This is a genomic window from Bordetella genomosp. 9, from assembly GCF_002261425.1.
Lineage (GTDB): Bacteria > Pseudomonadota > Gammaproteobacteria > Burkholderiales > Burkholderiaceae_B > Bordetella_C.
In genome coordinates this window covers 969,206-986,266 of record NZ_NEVJ01000003.1, presented here as the reverse complement: position 1 = coordinate 986,266, position 17,061 = coordinate 969,206, and the positions used below count along the sequence as shown (strand labels likewise).

Here is a 17,061-nt window from a genome sequence, read left to right as displayed (position 1 = left end):
TTGATCTAATTAAACCACGCGTGTACCTTCCACGGTTTGCATTCCGCCGTTCCACCGAGCCACCGCCGACACCATGAAGAGCTTCCTCTGGGAAAACCCCTATCCGACCATCCGTGCGCCGCAGTTCGCGCGCAACTTCGTGTCCACTTCGCATCCGCTGGCCGCGCAGGCCGGGCTGCGCATGCTGCTCAAGGGCGGCAGCGCGGTGGATGCCGCCATCGCCGCGGCCGCGACGATCACGCTGACGGAGCCGGTGTCCTGCGGACTCGGCAGCGACTGCTTCGCCATCGTGTGGGATGGCAAGCAGCTGCAGGGCCTGAATTCCTCGGGCGTCGCGCCGGCCGCGTGGAGCGTGGACTACTTCAAGAACAAATACGGCACGGGCGCCGACGGCCTGGCCAAGCAGCCCAAGCGCGGCTGGGATAGCGTGACCGTTCCGGGCGCCGTGGCGGGCTGGGCGGCCTTGCACGAGAAGTTCGGCAAGCTGCCGTTCGAGCAGCTGTTCGACCCGGCCATCGAAATCGCCGAGCGCGGCTATGCCGTGCCGCCCATCGTCGCCCGCAAGTGGGCCGCCGCCGTGCCGGAGCTGAAGGACCAGCCCGGTTTCGCGCAGGCCTTCATGCCCAACGGCCGCGCGCCGCAGGTCGGCGAGCATTTCCGCATTCCGGATGCCGCCTGGACGCTGCGCCGCATCGCCGCCAGCAAGGGCCGCGATTACTACGAAGGTGAGATCGCCGAAAAACTGATCGCCTTCAGCAAGGAGTGCGGCGGCGCGATGACGCTGGACGACCTGCGCAACTACAAGCCCGATTGGGTCAAACCGATTTCGCGCTCCTACCGCGGCTACGAATTGCATGAGATCCCGCCGAACGGGCAGGGCATCGCCGCGCTGATCGCGCTGGGCATCCTGGACAAGTTCGACGTCGCCGGCCTGGGCGTGGATTCGGTCCGGTCGCAGCACCTGCAGATCGAAGCCATGAAGCTGGCGTTCGCCGACCTGTACAAGTACGTGGGCGACCCGCGCAGCATGGAAGTCACCCCCGAGCAGATGCTGGACGACGCCTACCTGGCGTCGCGCGCCAAGCTGATCAGCATGGACCGCGCCACGCATTTCGCCGCGGGCCGTCCCCACGCGGGCGGCACCATCTATATGACGGCCGCCGACGAAAGCGGCATGATGATCTCCTTCATCATGTCCAACTACATGGGCTTCGGCTCGGGCGTGGTGGTGCCGGGCACCGGTATCAGCCTGCAGAACCGCGGCGTCGGATTCTCGATGAATCCCAAGGCCGCCAACGTGGTCAAGGGCGGCCATCGTCCCTTCCACACGATCATCCCCGGTTTCCTGACGCGTGGCGGCAAGCCGGTCATGAGCTTCGGCGTCATGGGCGGCGACATGCAGCCGCAGGGCCATCTGCAAACCGTGGTCCGCATGTTGGACTATCATCAGAACCCGCAGGCGGCGTGCGACGCGCCGCGCTGGAAGGTCAACCGCGACTTCACGGTGGATCTGGAAGCCACGATGCCCGCCAGCACCATGGAAGGGCTCAAGAGCCTGGGCCACCAGCTGAAGAGCGTCAACGACCCCTACATGGATTTCGGTTCGGGCCAGTTCATCTGGCGCATGTCCGAAGACGACAACGAACTGGGTTACGTCGCCGCCAGCGACAGCCGGCGTGACGGCCAGGCGGTGGGTTTCTGATCGCGTGACGCATGGGCACCAATAAGAGGAATGCAATGAAAAAATTGGGTTTCGTGATCGGCGCCGCGATGATGGCGCTGGCGGCCGGATCCGCCGTGGCGCAGGAACTGCGCGTCGGCCTGCAGGAAGATCCGGACGTGCTGGATCCCGCGCGCGCCCGCACCTACGTGGGCCGCATCGTGTTCACGTCGCTGTGCGACAAGCTGGTGGACATCGATCCCAAGCTGCACATCGTGCCGCAGCTGGCGACGTCCTGGACCTGGAATGCCGACAACACCGAGCTGACCATGAAGCTGCGCGGCGACGCGCTGTTCCATGACGGCAGCAAGTTCGACGCGGCCGCGGCCAAGGCCAACCTGGACCGCGCCCGCACGCTGCCCGACAGCTTCCGCAAGGGCGAGCTGGCGTCCGTGCAGGACGTGCAGGCGCCGGACGCGCAGACGCTGGTGCTCAAGCTGAAGCAGCCGGACGCGACCCTGCTGTACCAGCTCACCGACCGCGCCGGGATGATGCTGTCCCCAGCGGCGTTCAGCGACAAGGATCCCAATGCGGTGGGCCGCAAGCCCATCTGCTCGGGGCCCTACAAGTTCGTCGAACGGGTGCAGAACGACCGCATCGTGCTGGAGAAGTTCGACAAGTACTACGACGCCAAGGACTATCACTTCAGCAAGATCACCTACCTGCCGATTCCCGACACGACGGTGCGCCTGCAGAACCTGCGTTCGGGCGGCCTGGACATCCTGGAACGCCTGAATCCGTCGGACGCGCCGGACGTCAAGAAAGACAGCAACCTGCACTTCTCGTCGGTGGCGGGCCTGGGCTTCCAGGAAATCGTGTTCAACCAGAACAACGGGGAACGGGCCAAGAACAATCCCTTCCGCGATGAGCGCGTGCGCCAGGCGCTGAGCCTGTCGATCGATCGCGACGCCATCAACGAAGTGATCGGCGGCGGACTCTACGAACCCGCCAACCAGGCCTTCCCGCCGGCCAGTCCCTACCACAGCGACAAGTTCCCGGTGCCCAAGCGCGACGTGGCCAAGGCCAAGGCGCTGCTCAAGCAGGCGGGGCTGACGCAGGTGAAGGCGGAACTGGCTTTCGGCAACAACACCACGACGGCGGCGATCGCCGAAATGATGCAGGCCATGGCGCGCGAGGCGGGCATCGAGCTGAGCCTGCGCCCGACCGACTACGCGGCGCTGCTGACGCAGATGCGCGGCGGCAACTTCGAAGTCGCGCTGCGGGGCTGGTCCGGCCGTCCCGATCCGGACGGCAACGTCTATCCGTTCGTCACCTGCAAGGGCGCGCTGAACGACGGCGAGTACTGCAATCCCAAGGTTGACGGGTTCCTGAACGACGCGCGCAAGGTGCCTGACGAAGCCAAGCGCAAGGCCCTGTATGAGCAGGCCGAGACCATCATGCAGAAGGAAATGCCCGACGCCTTCCTGTACTTCCAGCCATGGCCGTTCGCCATGCAGAAGAAGGTCAAGGGCTTCCTGCCTTATCCTGACGGGATGATCCGGTTGAAGGGCGTCGCCTTCTCGAACTAAGGCGCTTTTGGCTCTGGCCGAGCGGGGTATCCGGGACTCGTTGTCCCGGCGCTTCGCTCTTTATGTTTTCTGCGATTCTTTTTCATGTTCAAACTTATCCTGCGCCGTGTGCTGGTGGCGATCCCGACGCTGATCCTGGTGTCGATGATCGTCTTCCTGCTGCAGAAGCTACTGCCCGGCGACCCGGTTCTGACCCTGGCGGGCGAAGAGCGCGATCCCGCCGTGCTGGACTACCTGCGCGACAAATACCATCTGGACGATCCCTTGCCCGTGCAATACGTGGCCTGGGTCAAACAGGTCGCCACCGGCGACCTGGGCAAGTCGCTGCGCACCGACGTGCCCGTGACGTCGCTGATCGCGCAGAAGCTGCCGGTGACGCTGCAGCTGGCCGCGATGGCCATGATCATCGCGCTGCTGGTGGGCATCCCCATGGGCATCCTGGCGGCGGTCAAGAAAGGCAAGTTATTGGAGTACGGCGCCAACGTGGCGGCCCTGTCGGGGATGTCCATACCCAATTTCTGGCTGGGCATCATCCTGATCATGGTGGTGTCGGTGCAGCTGCGCTGGCTGCCGGCGTCGGGCTATGTCTCGCCGTCCGAGAACTTCTGGCTGTCCATGAAGACCATGATCATGCCGGCGATCGTGCTGTCGACGGCCCTGGCCGCCTACCTGATGCGGCACACGCGATCGGCCATGCTGGAAGCGCTGGGCGCCGATTACGTCCGCACCGCGCGCGCCAAGGGCGTGTCGCCGCGCAAGGTGGTGCTGCGCCACGCGCTGCGCAATGCGCTGATGCCCATCGTGACCCTGGTCACGCTGCTGTTCGGTGAATTGATGGCGGGCGCGGTGCTGACCGAGCAGGTCTTCACGATTCCCGGCTTCGGCAAGCTGGTGGTCGACGCCGTGTTCAACCGCGACTATGCGGTGGTGCAGGGCGTGGTGCTTTGCGTGGCCGTCGGCTTCATCGTGATGAACCTGGTGGCCGATATCCTGTACATCGTCGTCAATCCCCGTTTGAGGCACTCATGAGCGCTACACCTGCTGCCGCCGTCGCCGGCGGCGCGACGCCCAGGCGCGCCAACCGGGCCTGGGCCAAATTCCGCCGCAATCGCATCGCCATGATCGGCGCGGCCATCGTGCTGTTCTTCGTCGTCGTGGCGATCCTCGCGCCGCTGCTGGCCAACCACGATCCTTTCCAGACCAGCTTCACGACCATCCGCAAGCCGCCGTCCGCGAACTTCTGGCTGGGCACCGACGAGCTGGGCCGCGACATCTATACGCGCATGCTGTTCGGCGCGCGCGCATCGCTGATGGCGGGCCTGGCGTCCGTGCTCATCGCCATGATCGTCGGCGTGCCGTTCGGCCTGTTGTCCGGCTACTTCGGCGGCTGGGTGGACAGCTCGATCTCGCGCGTGACCGAGGCGCTGCTGGCGATTCCCTTCCTGATCCTGGCGATCGCGCTGGCCGCCTTCCTGGGGCCCAGCCTGATCAATGCGATGCTGGCCATCGGCGTGTCGGCCGCGCCCAAGTTCGTGCGCCTGGCGCGCGGGCAGGTGCTGGCGGTCAAGAACGAAGACTACGTGGCCAGCGCGCGGGCGCTGGGGGCTTCGGATACGCGCATTATCGTGCGCCACATCCTGCCCAACATCATGCCGCCGCTGATCGTGCAGGCCACCATCACCATCGCCACGGCCATCATTGCCGAGGCCAGCCTGTCCTTCCTGGGCCTGGGCCTGCAGCCGCCCAATCCGTCCTGGGGTTCGATGCTCAACACGGCCAAGAACTTCATGACGCAGGCGCCATGGATGTCGATATTCCCCGGGTCCGCCATCTTCCTGGCGGTGCTGGGTTTCAATCTGCTGGGCGATGGCTTGCGCGACGCCCTGGACCCGCGTCAGGAGAAGTGAGCGCGATGCAAGCGATGGAATCGAACCGCGTCGTTGACGTCAACGACCTGACCGTGCGTTTCAAGACGCACGACCGCACCGTCGAAGCCGTGCGCAATGTGTCCTTCCACGTCGATCGCGGCGAAACGCTGGCCATCGTCGGCGAATCCGGGTCGGGCAAGTCGGTGACCTCGCTGGCGCTGATGCGGCTGGTCGAATACGGCGGCGGCAGGATCGTCAACGGCTCGATCCGGCTGCGCCGCCGCAACGGCGAGATGCTGGACATGACGGCCGCCGACGAAGCCACGCTGCAGCGCGTGCGCGGCGCGGACGTCGCCATGATCTTCCAGGAGCCGATGACGTCGCTGAACCCCAGCTTCACGGCCGGCGTGCAGATCGCCGAGGCCCTGCGGCTGCACCAGGGTCTGGATGCCGGGGAGGCGCGTGCCGAGACGCTGCGCATGCTGGAACGGGTGCGCATCCCGGAAGCCAAATCCGTGCTGGACCGCTATCCGCACCAGCTGTCCGGCGGCATGCGCCAGCGCGTGATGATCGCGATGGCGCTGTCGTGCAAGCCGCAGCTGCTGATCGCCGACGAGCCCACCACCGCGCTGGACGTCACGATACAGGCGCAGATCCTGCAACTGATACGCCAGCTGCAGGAAGAGATGAACATGGGCGTGATCTTCATCACGCACGACATGGGCGTGGTGGCGGAAGTCGCCGACCGCGTGCTGGTCATGTACCGCGGCGACAAGGTGGAAGAGGGCGGCTCCGACGAGGTCTTTGCCCATCCGCGCCATGCGTATACGCGGGCGCTGCTGTCGGCGGTGCCGCGCCTGGGCGCCATGCACGGCACGGACGAACCGGCGCCGTTTCCCCTGCTGACCGTCAGCGACGTCGAGCAGGGCCAATCGGCGCCCGCGCCCGAGCGCCGCGTGGTCGAAAGCACGGTGCGGCGGGAAAACGGCCCGGTGCTGAAGGTGCGCGACCTCGTCACGCGCTACGACATCGCCGGCGGCATCCTGGGACGAGTGCAGCGCCGGGTGCATGCGGTGGAAAAGGTCAGCTTCGATCTCTATCCCGGCGAGACGTTGTCGCTGGTCGGCGAATCGGGCTGCGGCAAGACGACGACGGGCCGTTCGCTGTTGCAGCTCGTGCACAGCCAGGGCGGCACCATCGAGTTCGACGGGCGCAATATCGGCGCGCTGCGCGGCGCGGCCATGCAGACGCTGCGCCGGCACATCCAGTTCATTTTCCAGGATCCCTTCGGTTCGCTGGATCCGCGCATGACAGTGGGCGACTCCATCATGGAGCCGCTGCTGATCCACGGCGTGGCCAAGGGCGCGAAGGCGCAGGAGCGCGTGCGCTGGCTGATGGACAAGTGTGGGCTGGTGCCGGAAATGATAGGGCGCTATCCGCACGAGTTTTCCGGCGGCCAGCGCCAGCGCGTGTGCATCGCGCGGGCCCTGGCGCTGAATCCCAAGGTGGTGATCGCCGATGAGTCGGTGTCGGCGCTGGACGTCTCCATCCAGGCGCAGATCGTCAACCTGCTGCTGGATCTGCAGCGCGAGCTGGGCGTGTCGTTCCTGTTCATATCGCACGATATGGCGGTGGTCGAACGTGTCAGCCATCGGGTGGCGGTGATGTATCTGGGGCAGATCGTCGAGATCGGTCCGCGCCGGGCCATCTTCGAGAACCCGCAGCACCCGTACACCAGGAAGCTGATGGCCGCGGTACCGATCGCCGATCCGCAGCGGCGCCATCGCCAGCGTTCGCTGCTGGTCGACGAAATCCCCAGTCCGGTGCGCAAGGTGGGCGACGAGCCTGTCGTCGCGCCGCTGGTCGAGGTGTCGCCCGGCCACTACGTGGCGCGGCATGCGGTCGGGGCCTATCCCGCCATGTGAATGGCGGGTGGCGGCTTGCCGGCTACAGCGCCTGGACGGCGCGCTGGGCATCTTCCAGGGCGCGGGCGCGCTGATCCGCCCCCATTTGCAGGCCTTCGGCCACGATGACTTCGGGCGCGGTGATTCCGATGAAACCGAATACCGTGCGCAGGTAGGACTCGGCATGCTCGGCCGCCGCCGCGGGCGATTCCGGGCCATAGGCGCCGCCGCGCGCCAGGGCCAGGATGACGCGCTTGCCGCCGGCCAGGCCTTTGACGCCATCCGCGCCGTAGGCGAAGGTCTGGCCCGGCACCAGGAGGCGATCGATCCAGGCTTTCAACTGGCTGGGGATGGTGAAGTTGTACATGGGCACGCCCACCACGACGATGTCGGCCGCCAGGAATTCGTCCAGCACCGCCTGGCTGGCAGCGACGGCCCGTTCGCTGTCGGCGGTCGCGGCCACCATGGGATGGCTGGACGGCAGGGTGGCCAGGGACAGATGCGGGAGCGGATCGGCGTGGAGGTCGCGGCGCGTGATTGCCAGGTCGGGTATCGTATGGCGCAGCCGCTGTACGATGGCGTCGGACAGCGTACGGCTGACGGACTGGGGCGCGGTGATGCTGGCGTCGATGTGCAGAAGCTTCATGATGCGGCGTAATCCATGGTTTCGGTGGCCGCATGTTCGGCGTCCGGGCCGGGTCCCACAAGAAGGCACTTTTTTTATACCGAGGTACATGGATGTGACCGACCCCACTGTTGACCATGATCCCAAGGTCTGCGAGAAAGTCTCCGGCGTGCTGTCGCGCATCGCCGACCGCTGGTCCATGCGCGTCATGGGGCGCCTGCGTGGCGGGCCGCTCCGGTTCAGCGAAATCAAGCGCGCCACCGACGGCATTTCGCAGCGCATGCTGACCTTGACGCTGCGCAACCTGGAACGTGACGGCCTGCTCAAGCGGACGGTATTTCCCGCGGTCCCGCCGCGCGTGGAGTACGAGTTGACCCAACTGGGCGCATCCATGATGGCGTCGATCGATCCGCTGGGCAATTGGACAATCAGCCATCTCGATGCCATCGAGGCGGCGCGCAGCGATTTCGACCAGCGCGGAAACGACGAGGCCAGCCCCGATTCCGGTCCGGGGACCTACGTGTCCAGGGTGCATCGCATCCAGTGACCCGCGCATGGCGGTATCATGCCGGGCTTCATAGGCGGACAAGACATCCATGGCATTGCGCGCGACCATCTACAAAGCGGACCTGAATATCGCGGACAACGATCGCCGGTATTACGGCAGCCATGCCGTGACCGTCGCCCGGCATCCGTCGGAAACCGACGAGCGCATGATGGTGCGCATGCTGGCCTATGCCTTGAATGCCGATGAATCGCTGGCCTTCACCAAGGGCCTGAGCGAAACGGATGAGCCCGACGTCTGGCGCAAGGACCTGACCGGCGCCATCGAGTTGTGGATAGAGGTCGGGCAGCCCGACGAACGGCGTATTCTCAAGGCCTGCGGTCGCGCGGAGCAGGTGCTGGTCTATTGCTACGGCGGCCACGCCAGCCAGATCTGGTGGGACGGCATACGCGATCGTCTCTCCCGCGCGCGCAACCTGAAGGTGATCAATCTGCCGGCGCAGCAGACGCAGGCGCTGGGCGAACTGGCCGAGCGCACCATGTCGCTGGACCTGAACGTGCAGGACGGCGAGGTCTACGTGACCGCGGCCGCCGGCAGCGTGGTCGTCGTGCCGGAGACCTGGCGCGAGTGATCGCAAGCCGGAATAGGCGGGATTCCGGCCCGTTGTTCTCCTGCTCGCGACCGGTCCGTGCGGCGCTATGATCCGCCCATTGCAGAGCACGCCGGCGCCCATGCCCATGCAGCGGGCGCGAATCGGCCTGCCGTCCGCGTAAAGGATCGGGTATGGGCAATTTCGGTTTGCAGGACATCGCCAACGCCACCGTCGGCTTGTTGAACGGGCGTCCGCGGGACAAGGCCGCCGACCAGGGCGCGTCCGGCGATGGCGGGGTGGCTGGGGGCTTCGATCAGCTGTTCAGGCACGCCGCCGGCAGCGGGGCGGCGAACGGAGTCCCGTCAATCGGCACGTCCGGCGCGTCCGGCGCGGCTGGTGCATCCGGCACATCCGGCGCATCCGGCGCGGGCAACCGTTACAGCATGGCCGATCCCGAGCAGTGGGCGGCGGCGCACGGCGCGCCCGCCGGCAGTCCAGGCGCCAAATCCGCCGCGGCGGAACAGTTGTCCGACTATCTGTCCATGCCCTTGGGCAAGCGCATGTTCTACATGATGCTGGCCAGCATGGGGATCAGCCAGGAACAGTACGACGCCATGTCGCCGGAAGACCAGGCGAAGGTGGCGGCGCAGGTCGCGCAGCGGCTGAAGGAAAATGCCGAAGCGGCAAGCGCCGCGTCACAGCCGCAGCAGGGCGTGGGTGTCCCGGCGCAGCCGCGGACGCGGCAGAGCGGGGATGTCGGAGCGTCCAGCGCCCCGTCGCAGCCGCGGGCGCGGCGCGACGAGGATGCGGTGACGGCGGGCGTTTGACGTTCGCTATGCGGGGCGGCGATCGCCGGCCTTGTCCCAGAACCCGGGCATGAAGCCTTCCGCCACCAGCAAGGGCTGTCCGTGGCGCCAGAACACCGACCGCCGCGCCAGGATGCGCGACGCGCGGTCGATGGCCGCCTGCCGCGCGCCGTGCGGGTTCGCGTTCATGTTCAAGTTCGCGCCGCGCGGCCAGTACCGGATGTCCACCACCTTGCCATCCGCCGAGCCGTCCGCCGCTTCGGCGACGACTGCGCGCGCGGTGGCGTAGAAGGGAACGCCCGGCGCCAGGCGGCGGCATTCGAAGGCGGTGCGGCGCACGGTGCGGTCGTGGTACAGCATATCGGCCAAGGGCCGGGTGCGCAGGCGGCGCATGCCCTGCCATATGCCGCGCGAGGCCTCCAGCGGGGTCAGGCTGCGCGCGGCCACGGCGTCGATGCCATCGACCGACATCAGGACTTCACGCACCCAGACCATCGAGCCGGGGCGCAGCCGCATGGCCCGCGCTTCGTCGGCGGGCGCGGCCTGCGCATATTCGGCCAGCACGCGCAGGCGGAATTCGCCCAGCTGGCGCAGGCCGGCGGTCAATGCGCCGGGGCGGAACAGCCAGAACTTCTGGGTGGGGGTGCAGGCGGGTAGGGGGTGCGGCGTCCAGCCGCGACTGCGGGGGTGAGGAATCTTCATGGCGACGTATTATCCCGCAAGCGCGCCGCCGCTGCCGCCATCGACGGAAAGCAGGCGACTCCCCACCCGAGCCGGAAGCGGCTGACGTCGCCGCACCCGCCGCCGCCGTGGGCCCACGGCAGCCGGGTCCCGGCGATCGCGTCGGACCGCCCGCCCAAAGCCGCTAGAATGTCGGCTTTCACGACGCGCTCCATGGAAAAAGTACGTATCTCCAAGCTCATGTCGGAACGCGGCCTGTGTTCCCGGCGCGAGGCCGACAGCTATATCGAGCGCGGCTGGGTGCGCGTGGATGGCGAGGTCGTCGCCGAACTGGGCGCGAAGGCCTACCCCAGCCAGACCATCACGCTGGAGCGCGCCGCCCAGGCGCGGCAGCAGGAGCGCGTCACCATCCTGATCCACAAGCCCATGGGCTACGTCTCCGGGCAGGCGGAAGACGGCTACCAGCCGGCCGCCGCCTTGATCAATCCGCGGTCGCGGGCCGCCAACGACCGTTCGCCGCTGCGTTTCGATCGTGCCCACTTGCGCGGGCTGGCCGTCGCGGGCCGCCTGGATATCGATTCCACCGGCCTGCTGGTGCTGACCCAGGACGGCCGCATCGCCAAGCAGTTGATCGGCGAGGATTCCGGCATCGAAAAAGAGTACCTGGTGCGGGTGCAGGGGCGCCTGGGCGAGCAGGGCCTGGCGCTGCTGAACCACGGCCTGTCGCTGGACGGCAAGCCATTGAAGCCCGCCAAGGTGTCCTGGCAGAACCAGGACCAGCTGCGCTTCATCCTGAGGGAAGGCAAGAAGCGCCAGATCCGCCGCATGTGCGAACTGGTGGGACTGAAAGTCATCGGCCTAAAGCGCGTGCGCATCGGCCGCGTCATGCTGGGCGACCTGCAGCCGGGCCAATGGCGCTATCTGCGCGACGACGAGCGCTTCTGAACGCCTTGCGCGTATGCCGTGGCCACCTCATGTGATGCGGTCGTGATGCGTCGCCGCGGCATCGCCCGGTATCCGGATGGCTCGATCTCAGGCGGACGCGGTCGCCATATCGTGCACGTGCGCCAATAGCACCCGCAGGAAGGCTGTGGCCGCCGCGCCGGGCGTGCGGCGCGGGTGCGTCACGCACACGACCTGCCGCGTCAGGCGCGGCCGCACGATGGCATGGGTGCGCACGCGGCCCAGGGCGATTTCGCTGGTCACCGCGATCTGCGGCAGCACCGATGCGAAGTCGCTGCCGTGCACCAGCTTCAGGATGGCGCTGATCGAATCGATTTCCACGGTGGGCGCCAGATCCACGTCTTCCGCCTGGGCGAAGCTTTCGATGATGCCGCGCAAGCCATGCTGGCGCGTGGGCAGCACCAGCTTCAATCCCGCCAGGCGGCGCAGCGGGATGTCGGCCGGCAGGCCAGGATGCTGGCTGCCCGTGACCAGCACCAGGTTTTCCTCGGTGATCGGTTCGGTCGCCAGGGCCAGCGGCCGGCGCGGCTTGTTGATGACCGCGGCGTCCAGCTGCCCGCCGGCCACCGCGTCGATCAGGCCGCCGCTGTAGCCGTCGACCAGCGCCAACGCCACCTTGGGATGCATCTGCGTGAACTCCATCAGGGCATCGACCATGACGCCCTGCGCGATGGTGGCGATCATGCCCACGCGCACCTGGCCGCTCAGTTCGGCGTCCGTCTGCATCACCTGTTCGCGGGCGCGGGCGAAATCGGCGAGCACCGGCATGAAGATCCGGTACATCTGCCGCGCCTCCGGCGTGGGTTGCATGCCGCTGGAGCTGCGCACGAACAACTGGCGTCCGGTCTCCTGCTCGAGCTTGGCGATCTGCATGCTCAACGCCGGTTGCACGATATTGAGCCGCCGCGCGGCGCGCGTCACCGAGCCTTCCTCGTACAGACAGACGAAATACTGAATCTGCCGGAATTCCATCGTCTCGCGCTCCGTCTCGTTCCACCCATCATTTAGAGTGATGGAAAGGATAATTTAATATTAATTGACCTGATGTTAAGCGGTTCCTAAACTTTCTCCAACCGGTCCGCTCGAGACCGCGCCGAGGAGACAGGATTCATGCAGCCCATGCCGATACATGGCGAGGCCGACGACGCCCCGGAACTCGCGATCGCCGACATCCAGGCCTGGGCCACGTCCTTTCCGGTGCCGCCGGCGCACAGCGTGCGCCTGGGCGTGGGCCGCACGCTGAAGCGCGATGCCGTGGTCGTGAAGGTGACGACCGCGGGCGGCCTGGTGGGATGGGGCGAATCGCATCACGGCCGCGCCCATTCCAGCATCGCGCATTTCGTCAATCACGCGCTCCGGCCCATGGTGCTGGACATGAACGCGGCCGACGTCAATGGCGTCTGGCAACGCGTCTACACGCGGCAGCTTGCCAGCCATGGCATCGGCGCGGGCTGCGCCATCGCCATGAGCGGTCTGGATATGGCGCTGTGGGATATCCGCGCCAGGGCGGTCGGCTGGCCCTTGTATCGCCTGCTGGGCGGCGCGGCCCGGCGCATCCCCGCCTACGCCGGCGGCGTGGCGCTCGGTTGGCAGGAGCCGGCCGCGCTGGTGGAAGAAGCCGGCACGCACGTGCGCGCGGGATACAAGGCCGTCAAGCTGCGGTTGGGCGATTCCGTCACCCGCGATATCGCACGCGTGCGGGCCGTGCGCGAGGCCTTCGGCGCCGATCTGGCCATCCTGGCCGACGCCAATGCCGCCTATACGCTGGACGATGCGCGCCAGGCGATACCCGCCCTGGACGACCTGGGCGTGGGCTGGCTGGAAGAACCGTTTCCCGCCCATGACTACCGCAATTACGAACGCGCCCGCGCCTTCGGCCGGATCGCCTTCGCGGCGGGCGAGAACCACTACACGCGCTTCGAATTCAACCGGCTGGTGGATGACCGGGTGGTCGACGTCCTGCAGCCCGATCTGTCCAAGACCGGCGGCATCACGGAAACCTTGCGCATCGCGGCGCTGGGCTCGGCCTACAAGCTGAAGGTGCATCCGCATTCGTCGATGACGGGCATCAATATGGCGGCCACCCTGCATGTGCTGGCGGCGCTCGACCACGGCGGCTATTTCGAGGCCGACGTATCGCGCGGCAATCTTTTTCGCGACGCGCTCGTGGCCACGCCTTTCGCCATCGGCGAGGACGGCTGCGTCGCGCCGCCATCCGGGGCGGGTATCGGCGTGGAGGTCGACGAGGCTTTCCTGTCGGCGCATCCGCCCATCGAAGGGCCGGCTTACGCCTGACGCAGTTCCATCCATAAGAAAACGAGGAGACCTGGCATGCATGCATTCCGGTTCGCGGTGAGCCGCAGCCTTCTATCGACGTTGACCGCGGCCCTGCTGGGCGCGAGCCTGATCATGGGCCCGGGCCTGGCGCGGGCCCAGAATGAATCCTATCCGTCCAAGCCGGTGCGCATCGTGGTGCCGTATCCCGTGGGCGGTTTCAACGACACCCTGGGGCGCCTGGTCGCCGCCAAGCTCGGACCCATGTGGAAGCAGACGGTCATCGTCGAGAACAAGCCCGGCGGCGGCACGGTGATCGGCACGCAGACCGTGGCGATGTCGCCGCCCGATGGCTACACGCTGCTGGTGGTGCAGTTTCCCTTCGCGTCGAATCCTTCGCTGTACAAGCTGCCCTACGACACCGAAAAGGCCTTCACGCCGGTGATCCTGGCGGGCCGGTCGCCCATGATGCTGGTGACGCACGCGGGCAGTCCCCTGCGCAGCCTGAAGGACGTGCTGGCGGCCGCCAAGGCCAAGCCGGGCGCCTTGAACTACGGGTCGTCGGGCCCGGGCTCGTCCAATCACCTGGCGATGGCCCTGTTCGAGAACATGTCCGGCACCCGCATGACGCAGGTGCCCTACAAGGGCAGCACCCCCATGCTGACCGACCTGGCCGGCGGCCAGTTCGACGTGGCCATGGACCTGCTGCCCAACGCGCTGCCTTTCCTGAAGTCCGGCAAGGTGCGGCCGCTGGCGGTGGCCAGCGCGAAGCGTTCGCCGCTGATGCCGGAACTGCCGACGTCGGCCGAAGCCGGCCTGCCGGGCTATGAGGTCGAGTCCTGGCACGGCTTCGTCGTGCCGGCGGGCACGCCGCCAGCCATCGTCGACAAGCTCAATCGCGACCTGAACCAGGTGCTGGCCATGCCCGACGTCAAGGAGGCCTTTGCCCAGCAGGGCGTGGTGCCCGACGGCGGCACGCCGGAGGCCTTCCGCACGTTCATCGCGACGCAGGTGGCCTTGTGGAAGAAGGTCGTTCGCGACGGCCACATCACTGTCGAATGAGGGGCGCGGGCACATGGAATCCAGGCAGGCGAGCAATCTGATCGACGGGCAATGGCGCCCGGCGCAAGGCGGCCAGTGGGGCGATAGCCTGAACCCAGCGGACGGCAGCGTGCTGGGGCGCTATGCCGCGTCCGAGCGCGTCGACGCCGATGACGCGATCGCGGCGGCGCGGCGCGCCTTCGACCAGCCGTCGTGGGCGCAGAATCCGCGGCTGCGGCAGATGGTGATGCTGCGCTGGGCCGACGCGATGGAGGCGCGCGCCGACACGCTGGCGCGGCTGCTGACGCTGGAGAACGGCAAGGTGCTGGCGCAGTCGCGCGGCGAGATCGCCGGTGCGGTATCCGAGATCCGCTATTACGCCGGGCTGGCGCGTTATCTTCCGGGTCATGTGTTCGAGGTCGAGCCCGGCGCGTTTTCGACGCTGTTGAAGGAGCCCGCCGGCGTGGCCGGCATCATCGTGCCGTGGAACGCGCCCGCGGTGCTGTTGATCCGCTCGCTGGCGCCGGCGCTGGCCGCCGGCTGCACGGCGGTGATCAAGCCGGCGCCGCAGACCGCGCTGCTGAGCGCCGCCTTGATCGCCGCGCTGCACGAGGCCCCCGGCCTGCCGCCCGGTGTGGTCAACCTGGTCAGCGAAGCGGGACATGCCGTGGCCGCGCGGCTGGTGGAGTCGGCGGACGTGGACGTCATCAGCTTCACCGGTTCGAACGCCGTCGGCCAGCGCATCATGGCCGCGGCCGCGCCCACCATGAAAAAGCTGTCGCTGGAACTCGGCGGCAAGTCGTCCTGCCTGGTGTTCGAGGACGCCGACATCGCCACCGCCGCGTCCGCGCTGGCGGCGGCGGCGACCATCATCAGCGGCCAGCAGTGCACGGCCGCGCGCCGGGTGCTGGTGCATGCGCGGCATTACGACGCCATGAAGCGCGCCTTGGCCGACGCCCTGCGCGCGCAGCGGGTCGGCCCCGGCCTGTCCGAAGGCGCGAGCATGGGGCCGCTGATCGACGTGGCGGCCGCGGACAGCGTAGGCGCGCGCATCGCGCGGGCCATGGAAGCCGCCGATGAGGTCGTGCTGCGCGGCGAGCGCCTGGGCGGCGCCCTGGCGGGCGGCGCGTTCCTGAGTCCCACGCTGGTGGCGCACCGGGACACGGGGGCGTTCTTCATCCAGGAAGAAATATTCGGGCCGCTGGTGGTGATCGAACGCTTCGAGGACGAGGCCGAGGCGATCGCGCGCGCCAACCATTCCGAATACGGCCTGTCGGCCAGCGTATGGACCCGCGACGGCGCCCGCGCGATGCGCGTCGCCCGGGCGCTGAAGAACGGCACCGTGTGGATCAACGAACACAACAAACTGTTCGCCGAAGCGGAGACCGGCGGCTACCGGCGCAGCGGCCTGGGGCGCCTGCATGGCTACGACGCCCTGATCGATTTCCAGGAAATAAAGCACATCTACCAACAGGTGGGGGTCGCCTGATCGCGGGCGAAGACGCGGGCATCGGTCCACCGATGCCGCCATAACGAGGAGGGACGAATGCAGAACAGGAATTTCGCGCGCCGCCGCGGCGCATTGCTGGCCATGGCAGGCATGGCCCTGGCCGCCGCGCTCGCCAATGCGCCGGCCGCTGCTGCCGACGCGGGCAGTTACCCGGACAACCCGATACGCATCATCGTGCCGTATACGCCCGGCGGCTTCAACGACACCATGGCGCGCGTGCTGGGCAAGAAGCTGACCGAAGCCTGGCACCAGCCGGCCATCGTGGAAAACCGGCCGGGCGCCGGCACCGTGGTGGGCACGGAAGCGGGCGCCCGTGCCACGCCGGACGGCTATACGCTGGTGGTGGTGGGCTTCCCGCTGGTGGTGAACCAATACATCTATCCCAAGCTGCCGTACGACACGAAGCGCGACTTCCTGCCGGTATTGCTGGCGGGCGAGACACCCAACGTGCTGCTGGTGCGCAGCGAATCGCCCATCAAGTCGCTGCCCGACCTGGTGGCCCGGGCCAAGGCGAATCCCGGCAAGATGAACTATGCGTCCGCCGGCAGCGGGACGTCGCTGCACCTGGCGATGGAGTACTTCAAGAACGTGACCGGCACGGACATGAACCAGATTCCGTACAAGGGCAGCGCGCCCATGGTCACGGCCCTGCTGGGCGGACAGGTCGACGTCATGTTCGACAACCTGCCCAACGCCTTGCCGCAGATCAAGGCGGGCAAGATGCGCGCCCTGGGCATCACCACGGCCAGGCGCCTGCCGTCGGTGCCCGACATCCCGACGGTGGCCGAACAAGGGTATCCCGGCTTCGAGGTCTCGGTCTGGTATGGCCTGGCGGCGCCGCGCGGCACCCCCAAGCCCATCGTCGAGAAGCTCAACGCGCAGTTGAACAAGGCCTTGCGGGACCAGGACGTGAAATCGGTGTTCGACGCGCAAGGCGTCCAGATACTGGGCGGATCCACGGCCGACTTCGAGAAGTTCTTCCAGGCGCAGGACGGCAAATGGGAGCCGGTGATCAAGAAGGCCGGTATCCGGGCCGAGTGAGC

16 protein-coding genes are annotated in these 17,061 nt (G+C 67.3%); 13 read left to right on the top strand and 3 right to left on the bottom strand.

The window, feature by feature from the left end; genetic code table 11:
• The first annotated feature begins 73 nt into the window (after positions 1-73).
• The 5 genes from CAL26_RS15585 to CAL26_RS15565 all read left to right on the top strand — a co-directional run bounded on the left by CAL26_RS15585 (position 74) and on the right by CAL26_RS15565 (position 7,042).
• Positions 74-1,702, top strand: coding sequence for a gamma-glutamyltransferase family protein (locus CAL26_RS15585; RefSeq protein WP_094847776.1), 1,629 nt, complete (start codon positions 74-76; stop codon positions 1,700-1,702).
• A gap of 35 nt (positions 1,703-1,737) precedes the next feature.
• A complete protein-coding gene (locus CAL26_RS15580) occupies positions 1,738-3,249 on the top strand; it encodes an ABC transporter substrate-binding protein (RefSeq protein WP_094847775.1) in 1,512 nt (503 codons plus the stop codon).
• 84 nt (positions 3,250-3,333) lie between these two features.
• Positions 3,334-4,278, top strand: coding sequence for an ABC transporter permease (locus CAL26_RS15575; protein ID WP_086065528.1), 945 nt, complete (start codon positions 3,334-3,336; stop codon positions 4,276-4,278).
• Positions 4,275-5,156, top strand: a complete 882-nt coding sequence (locus tag CAL26_RS15570; RefSeq protein WP_094847774.1) for an ABC transporter permease — start codon at positions 4,275-4,277, stop codon at positions 5,154-5,156. The genes CAL26_RS15575 and CAL26_RS15570 overlap by 4 nt, the downstream gene beginning before the upstream one ends.
• A gap of 14 nt (positions 5,157-5,170) precedes the next feature.
• Entirely contained in the window at positions 5,171-7,042 is a 1,872-nt protein-coding gene (locus CAL26_RS15565; RefSeq protein ID WP_094849904.1) for a dipeptide ABC transporter ATP-binding protein, read from the top strand.
• A 22-nt stretch (positions 7,043-7,064) separates the two neighbouring features.
• Here CAL26_RS15565 and CAL26_RS15560 read toward each other — a convergent pair whose 3' ends face one another.
• Positions 7,065-7,667, bottom strand: a complete 603-nt coding sequence (locus CAL26_RS15560) for an FMN-dependent NADH-azoreductase (protein WP_094847773.1) — start codon at positions 7,665-7,667, stop codon at positions 7,065-7,067.
• 94 nt (positions 7,668-7,761) lie between these two features.
• Here CAL26_RS15560 and CAL26_RS15555 point away from each other — a divergent pair, with 94 nt between their 5' ends.
• The 3 genes from CAL26_RS15555 to CAL26_RS28360 all read left to right on the top strand — a co-directional run bounded on the left by CAL26_RS15555 (position 7,762) and on the right by CAL26_RS28360 (position 9,570).
• Positions 7,762-8,193 (top strand): winged helix-turn-helix transcriptional regulator, encoded by a 432-nt coding sequence (locus CAL26_RS15555; RefSeq protein ID WP_373454482.1) that lies wholly within the window; start codon positions 7,762-7,764, stop codon positions 8,191-8,193.
• 49 nt (positions 8,194-8,242) lie between these two features.
• Positions 8,243-8,782, top strand: coding sequence for a YaeQ family protein (locus tag CAL26_RS15550; protein ID WP_094847771.1), 540 nt, complete (start codon positions 8,243-8,245; stop codon positions 8,780-8,782).
• 152 nt (positions 8,783-8,934) lie between these two features.
• Complete coding sequence (locus tag CAL26_RS28360; RefSeq protein WP_094847770.1) at positions 8,935-9,570, top strand: hypothetical protein; 636 nt, start codon at positions 8,935-8,937, stop codon at positions 9,568-9,570.
• 6 nt (positions 9,571-9,576) lie between these two features.
• Here the strand turns inward: CAL26_RS28360 and CAL26_RS15540 are convergent, their stop codons facing one another.
• Positions 9,577-10,251, bottom strand: coding sequence for a chorismate--pyruvate lyase family protein (locus CAL26_RS15540; RefSeq protein WP_094847769.1), 675 nt, complete (start codon positions 10,249-10,251; stop codon positions 9,577-9,579).
• Between the two features lie 192 nt (positions 10,252-10,443).
• Between CAL26_RS15540 and CAL26_RS15530 the strand changes: the two genes are divergently transcribed.
• Positions 10,444-11,175, top strand: coding sequence for a pseudouridine synthase (locus CAL26_RS15530; protein WP_094847767.1), 732 nt, complete (start codon positions 10,444-10,446; stop codon positions 11,173-11,175).
• 87 nt (positions 11,176-11,262) lie between these two features.
• On the opposite strand, the gene CAL26_RS15525 is transcribed toward CAL26_RS15530, so the two are convergent.
• Positions 11,263-12,165: a LysR family transcriptional regulator gene (locus tag CAL26_RS15525; RefSeq protein WP_094847766.1), complete on the bottom strand. Its 903-nt coding sequence runs from the start codon at positions 12,163-12,165 to the stop codon at positions 11,263-11,265.
• A gap of 138 nt (positions 12,166-12,303) precedes the next feature.
• Here CAL26_RS15525 and CAL26_RS15520 point away from each other — a divergent pair, with 138 nt between their 5' ends.
• From CAL26_RS15520 to CAL26_RS15505, 4 genes are read left to right on the top strand one after another with little or no spacing between them, the layout of a single operon-like run.
• Entirely contained in the window at positions 12,304-13,488 is a 1,185-nt protein-coding gene (locus CAL26_RS15520) for a mandelate racemase/muconate lactonizing enzyme family protein (RefSeq protein WP_256988467.1), read from the top strand.
• A 36-nt stretch (positions 13,489-13,524) separates the two neighbouring features.
• Entirely contained in the window at positions 13,525-14,529 is a 1,005-nt protein-coding gene (locus CAL26_RS15515) for a tripartite tricarboxylate transporter substrate binding protein (protein ID WP_256988466.1), read from the top strand.
• 13 nt (positions 14,530-14,542) lie between these two features.
• Positions 14,543-15,997 (top strand): aldehyde dehydrogenase family protein, encoded by a 1,455-nt coding sequence (locus CAL26_RS15510; RefSeq protein ID WP_094847765.1) that lies wholly within the window; start codon positions 14,543-14,545, stop codon positions 15,995-15,997.
• 57 nt (positions 15,998-16,054) lie between these two features.
• Positions 16,055-17,059 (top strand): Bug family tripartite tricarboxylate transporter substrate binding protein, encoded by a 1,005-nt coding sequence (locus CAL26_RS15505; RefSeq protein WP_094847764.1) that lies wholly within the window; start codon positions 16,055-16,057, stop codon positions 17,057-17,059.
• Positions 17,060-17,061 lie beyond the last annotated feature (2 nt).

Bases quoted from the DNA above. Each gene is read 5' to 3' on its own strand.
- CAL26_RS15570 (WP_094847774.1), top strand. From the start codon at position 4,275: ATGAGCGCTACACCTGCTGCCGCCGTCGCCGGCGGCGCGACGCCCAGG.
- CAL26_RS15525 (WP_094847766.1), bottom strand. From the start codon at position 12,165: ATGGAATTCCGGCAGATTCAGTATTTCGTCTGTCTGTACGAGGAAGGC.
- CAL26_RS15565 (WP_094849904.1), top strand. From the start codon at position 5,171: ATGGAATCGAACCGCGTCGTTGACGTCAACGACCTGACCGTGCGTTTC.
- CAL26_RS15575 (WP_086065528.1), top strand. From the start codon at position 3,334: ATGTTCAAACTTATCCTGCGCCGTGTGCTGGTGGCGATCCCGACGCTG.
- CAL26_RS15585 (WP_094847776.1), top strand. From the start codon at position 74: ATGAAGAGCTTCCTCTGGGAAAACCCCTATCCGACCATCCGTGCGCCG.
- CAL26_RS15580 (WP_094847775.1), top strand. From the start codon at position 1,738: ATGAAAAAATTGGGTTTCGTGATCGGCGCCGCGATGATGGCGCTGGCG.
- CAL26_RS15530 (WP_094847767.1), top strand. From the start codon at position 10,444: ATGGAAAAAGTACGTATCTCCAAGCTCATGTCGGAACGCGGCCTGTGT.
- CAL26_RS15520 (WP_256988467.1), top strand. From the start codon at position 12,304: ATGCAGCCCATGCCGATACATGGCGAGGCCGACGACGCCCCGGAACTC.
- CAL26_RS15560 (WP_094847773.1), bottom strand. From the start codon at position 7,667: ATGAAGCTTCTGCACATCGACGCCAGCATCACCGCGCCCCAGTCCGTC.
- CAL26_RS28360 (WP_094847770.1), top strand. From the start codon at position 8,935: ATGGGCAATTTCGGTTTGCAGGACATCGCCAACGCCACCGTCGGCTTG.
- CAL26_RS15505 (WP_094847764.1), top strand. From the start codon at position 16,055: ATGCAGAACAGGAATTTCGCGCGCCGCCGCGGCGCATTGCTGGCCATG.
- CAL26_RS15540 (WP_094847769.1), bottom strand. From the start codon at position 10,251: ATGAAGATTCCTCACCCCCGCAGTCGCGGCTGGACGCCGCACCCCCTA.
- CAL26_RS15550 (WP_094847771.1), top strand. From the start codon at position 8,243: ATGGCATTGCGCGCGACCATCTACAAAGCGGACCTGAATATCGCGGAC.
- CAL26_RS15515 (WP_256988466.1), top strand. From the start codon at position 13,525: ATGCATGCATTCCGGTTCGCGGTGAGCCGCAGCCTTCTATCGACGTTG.
- CAL26_RS15510 (WP_094847765.1), top strand. From the start codon at position 14,543: ATGGAATCCAGGCAGGCGAGCAATCTGATCGACGGGCAATGGCGCCCG.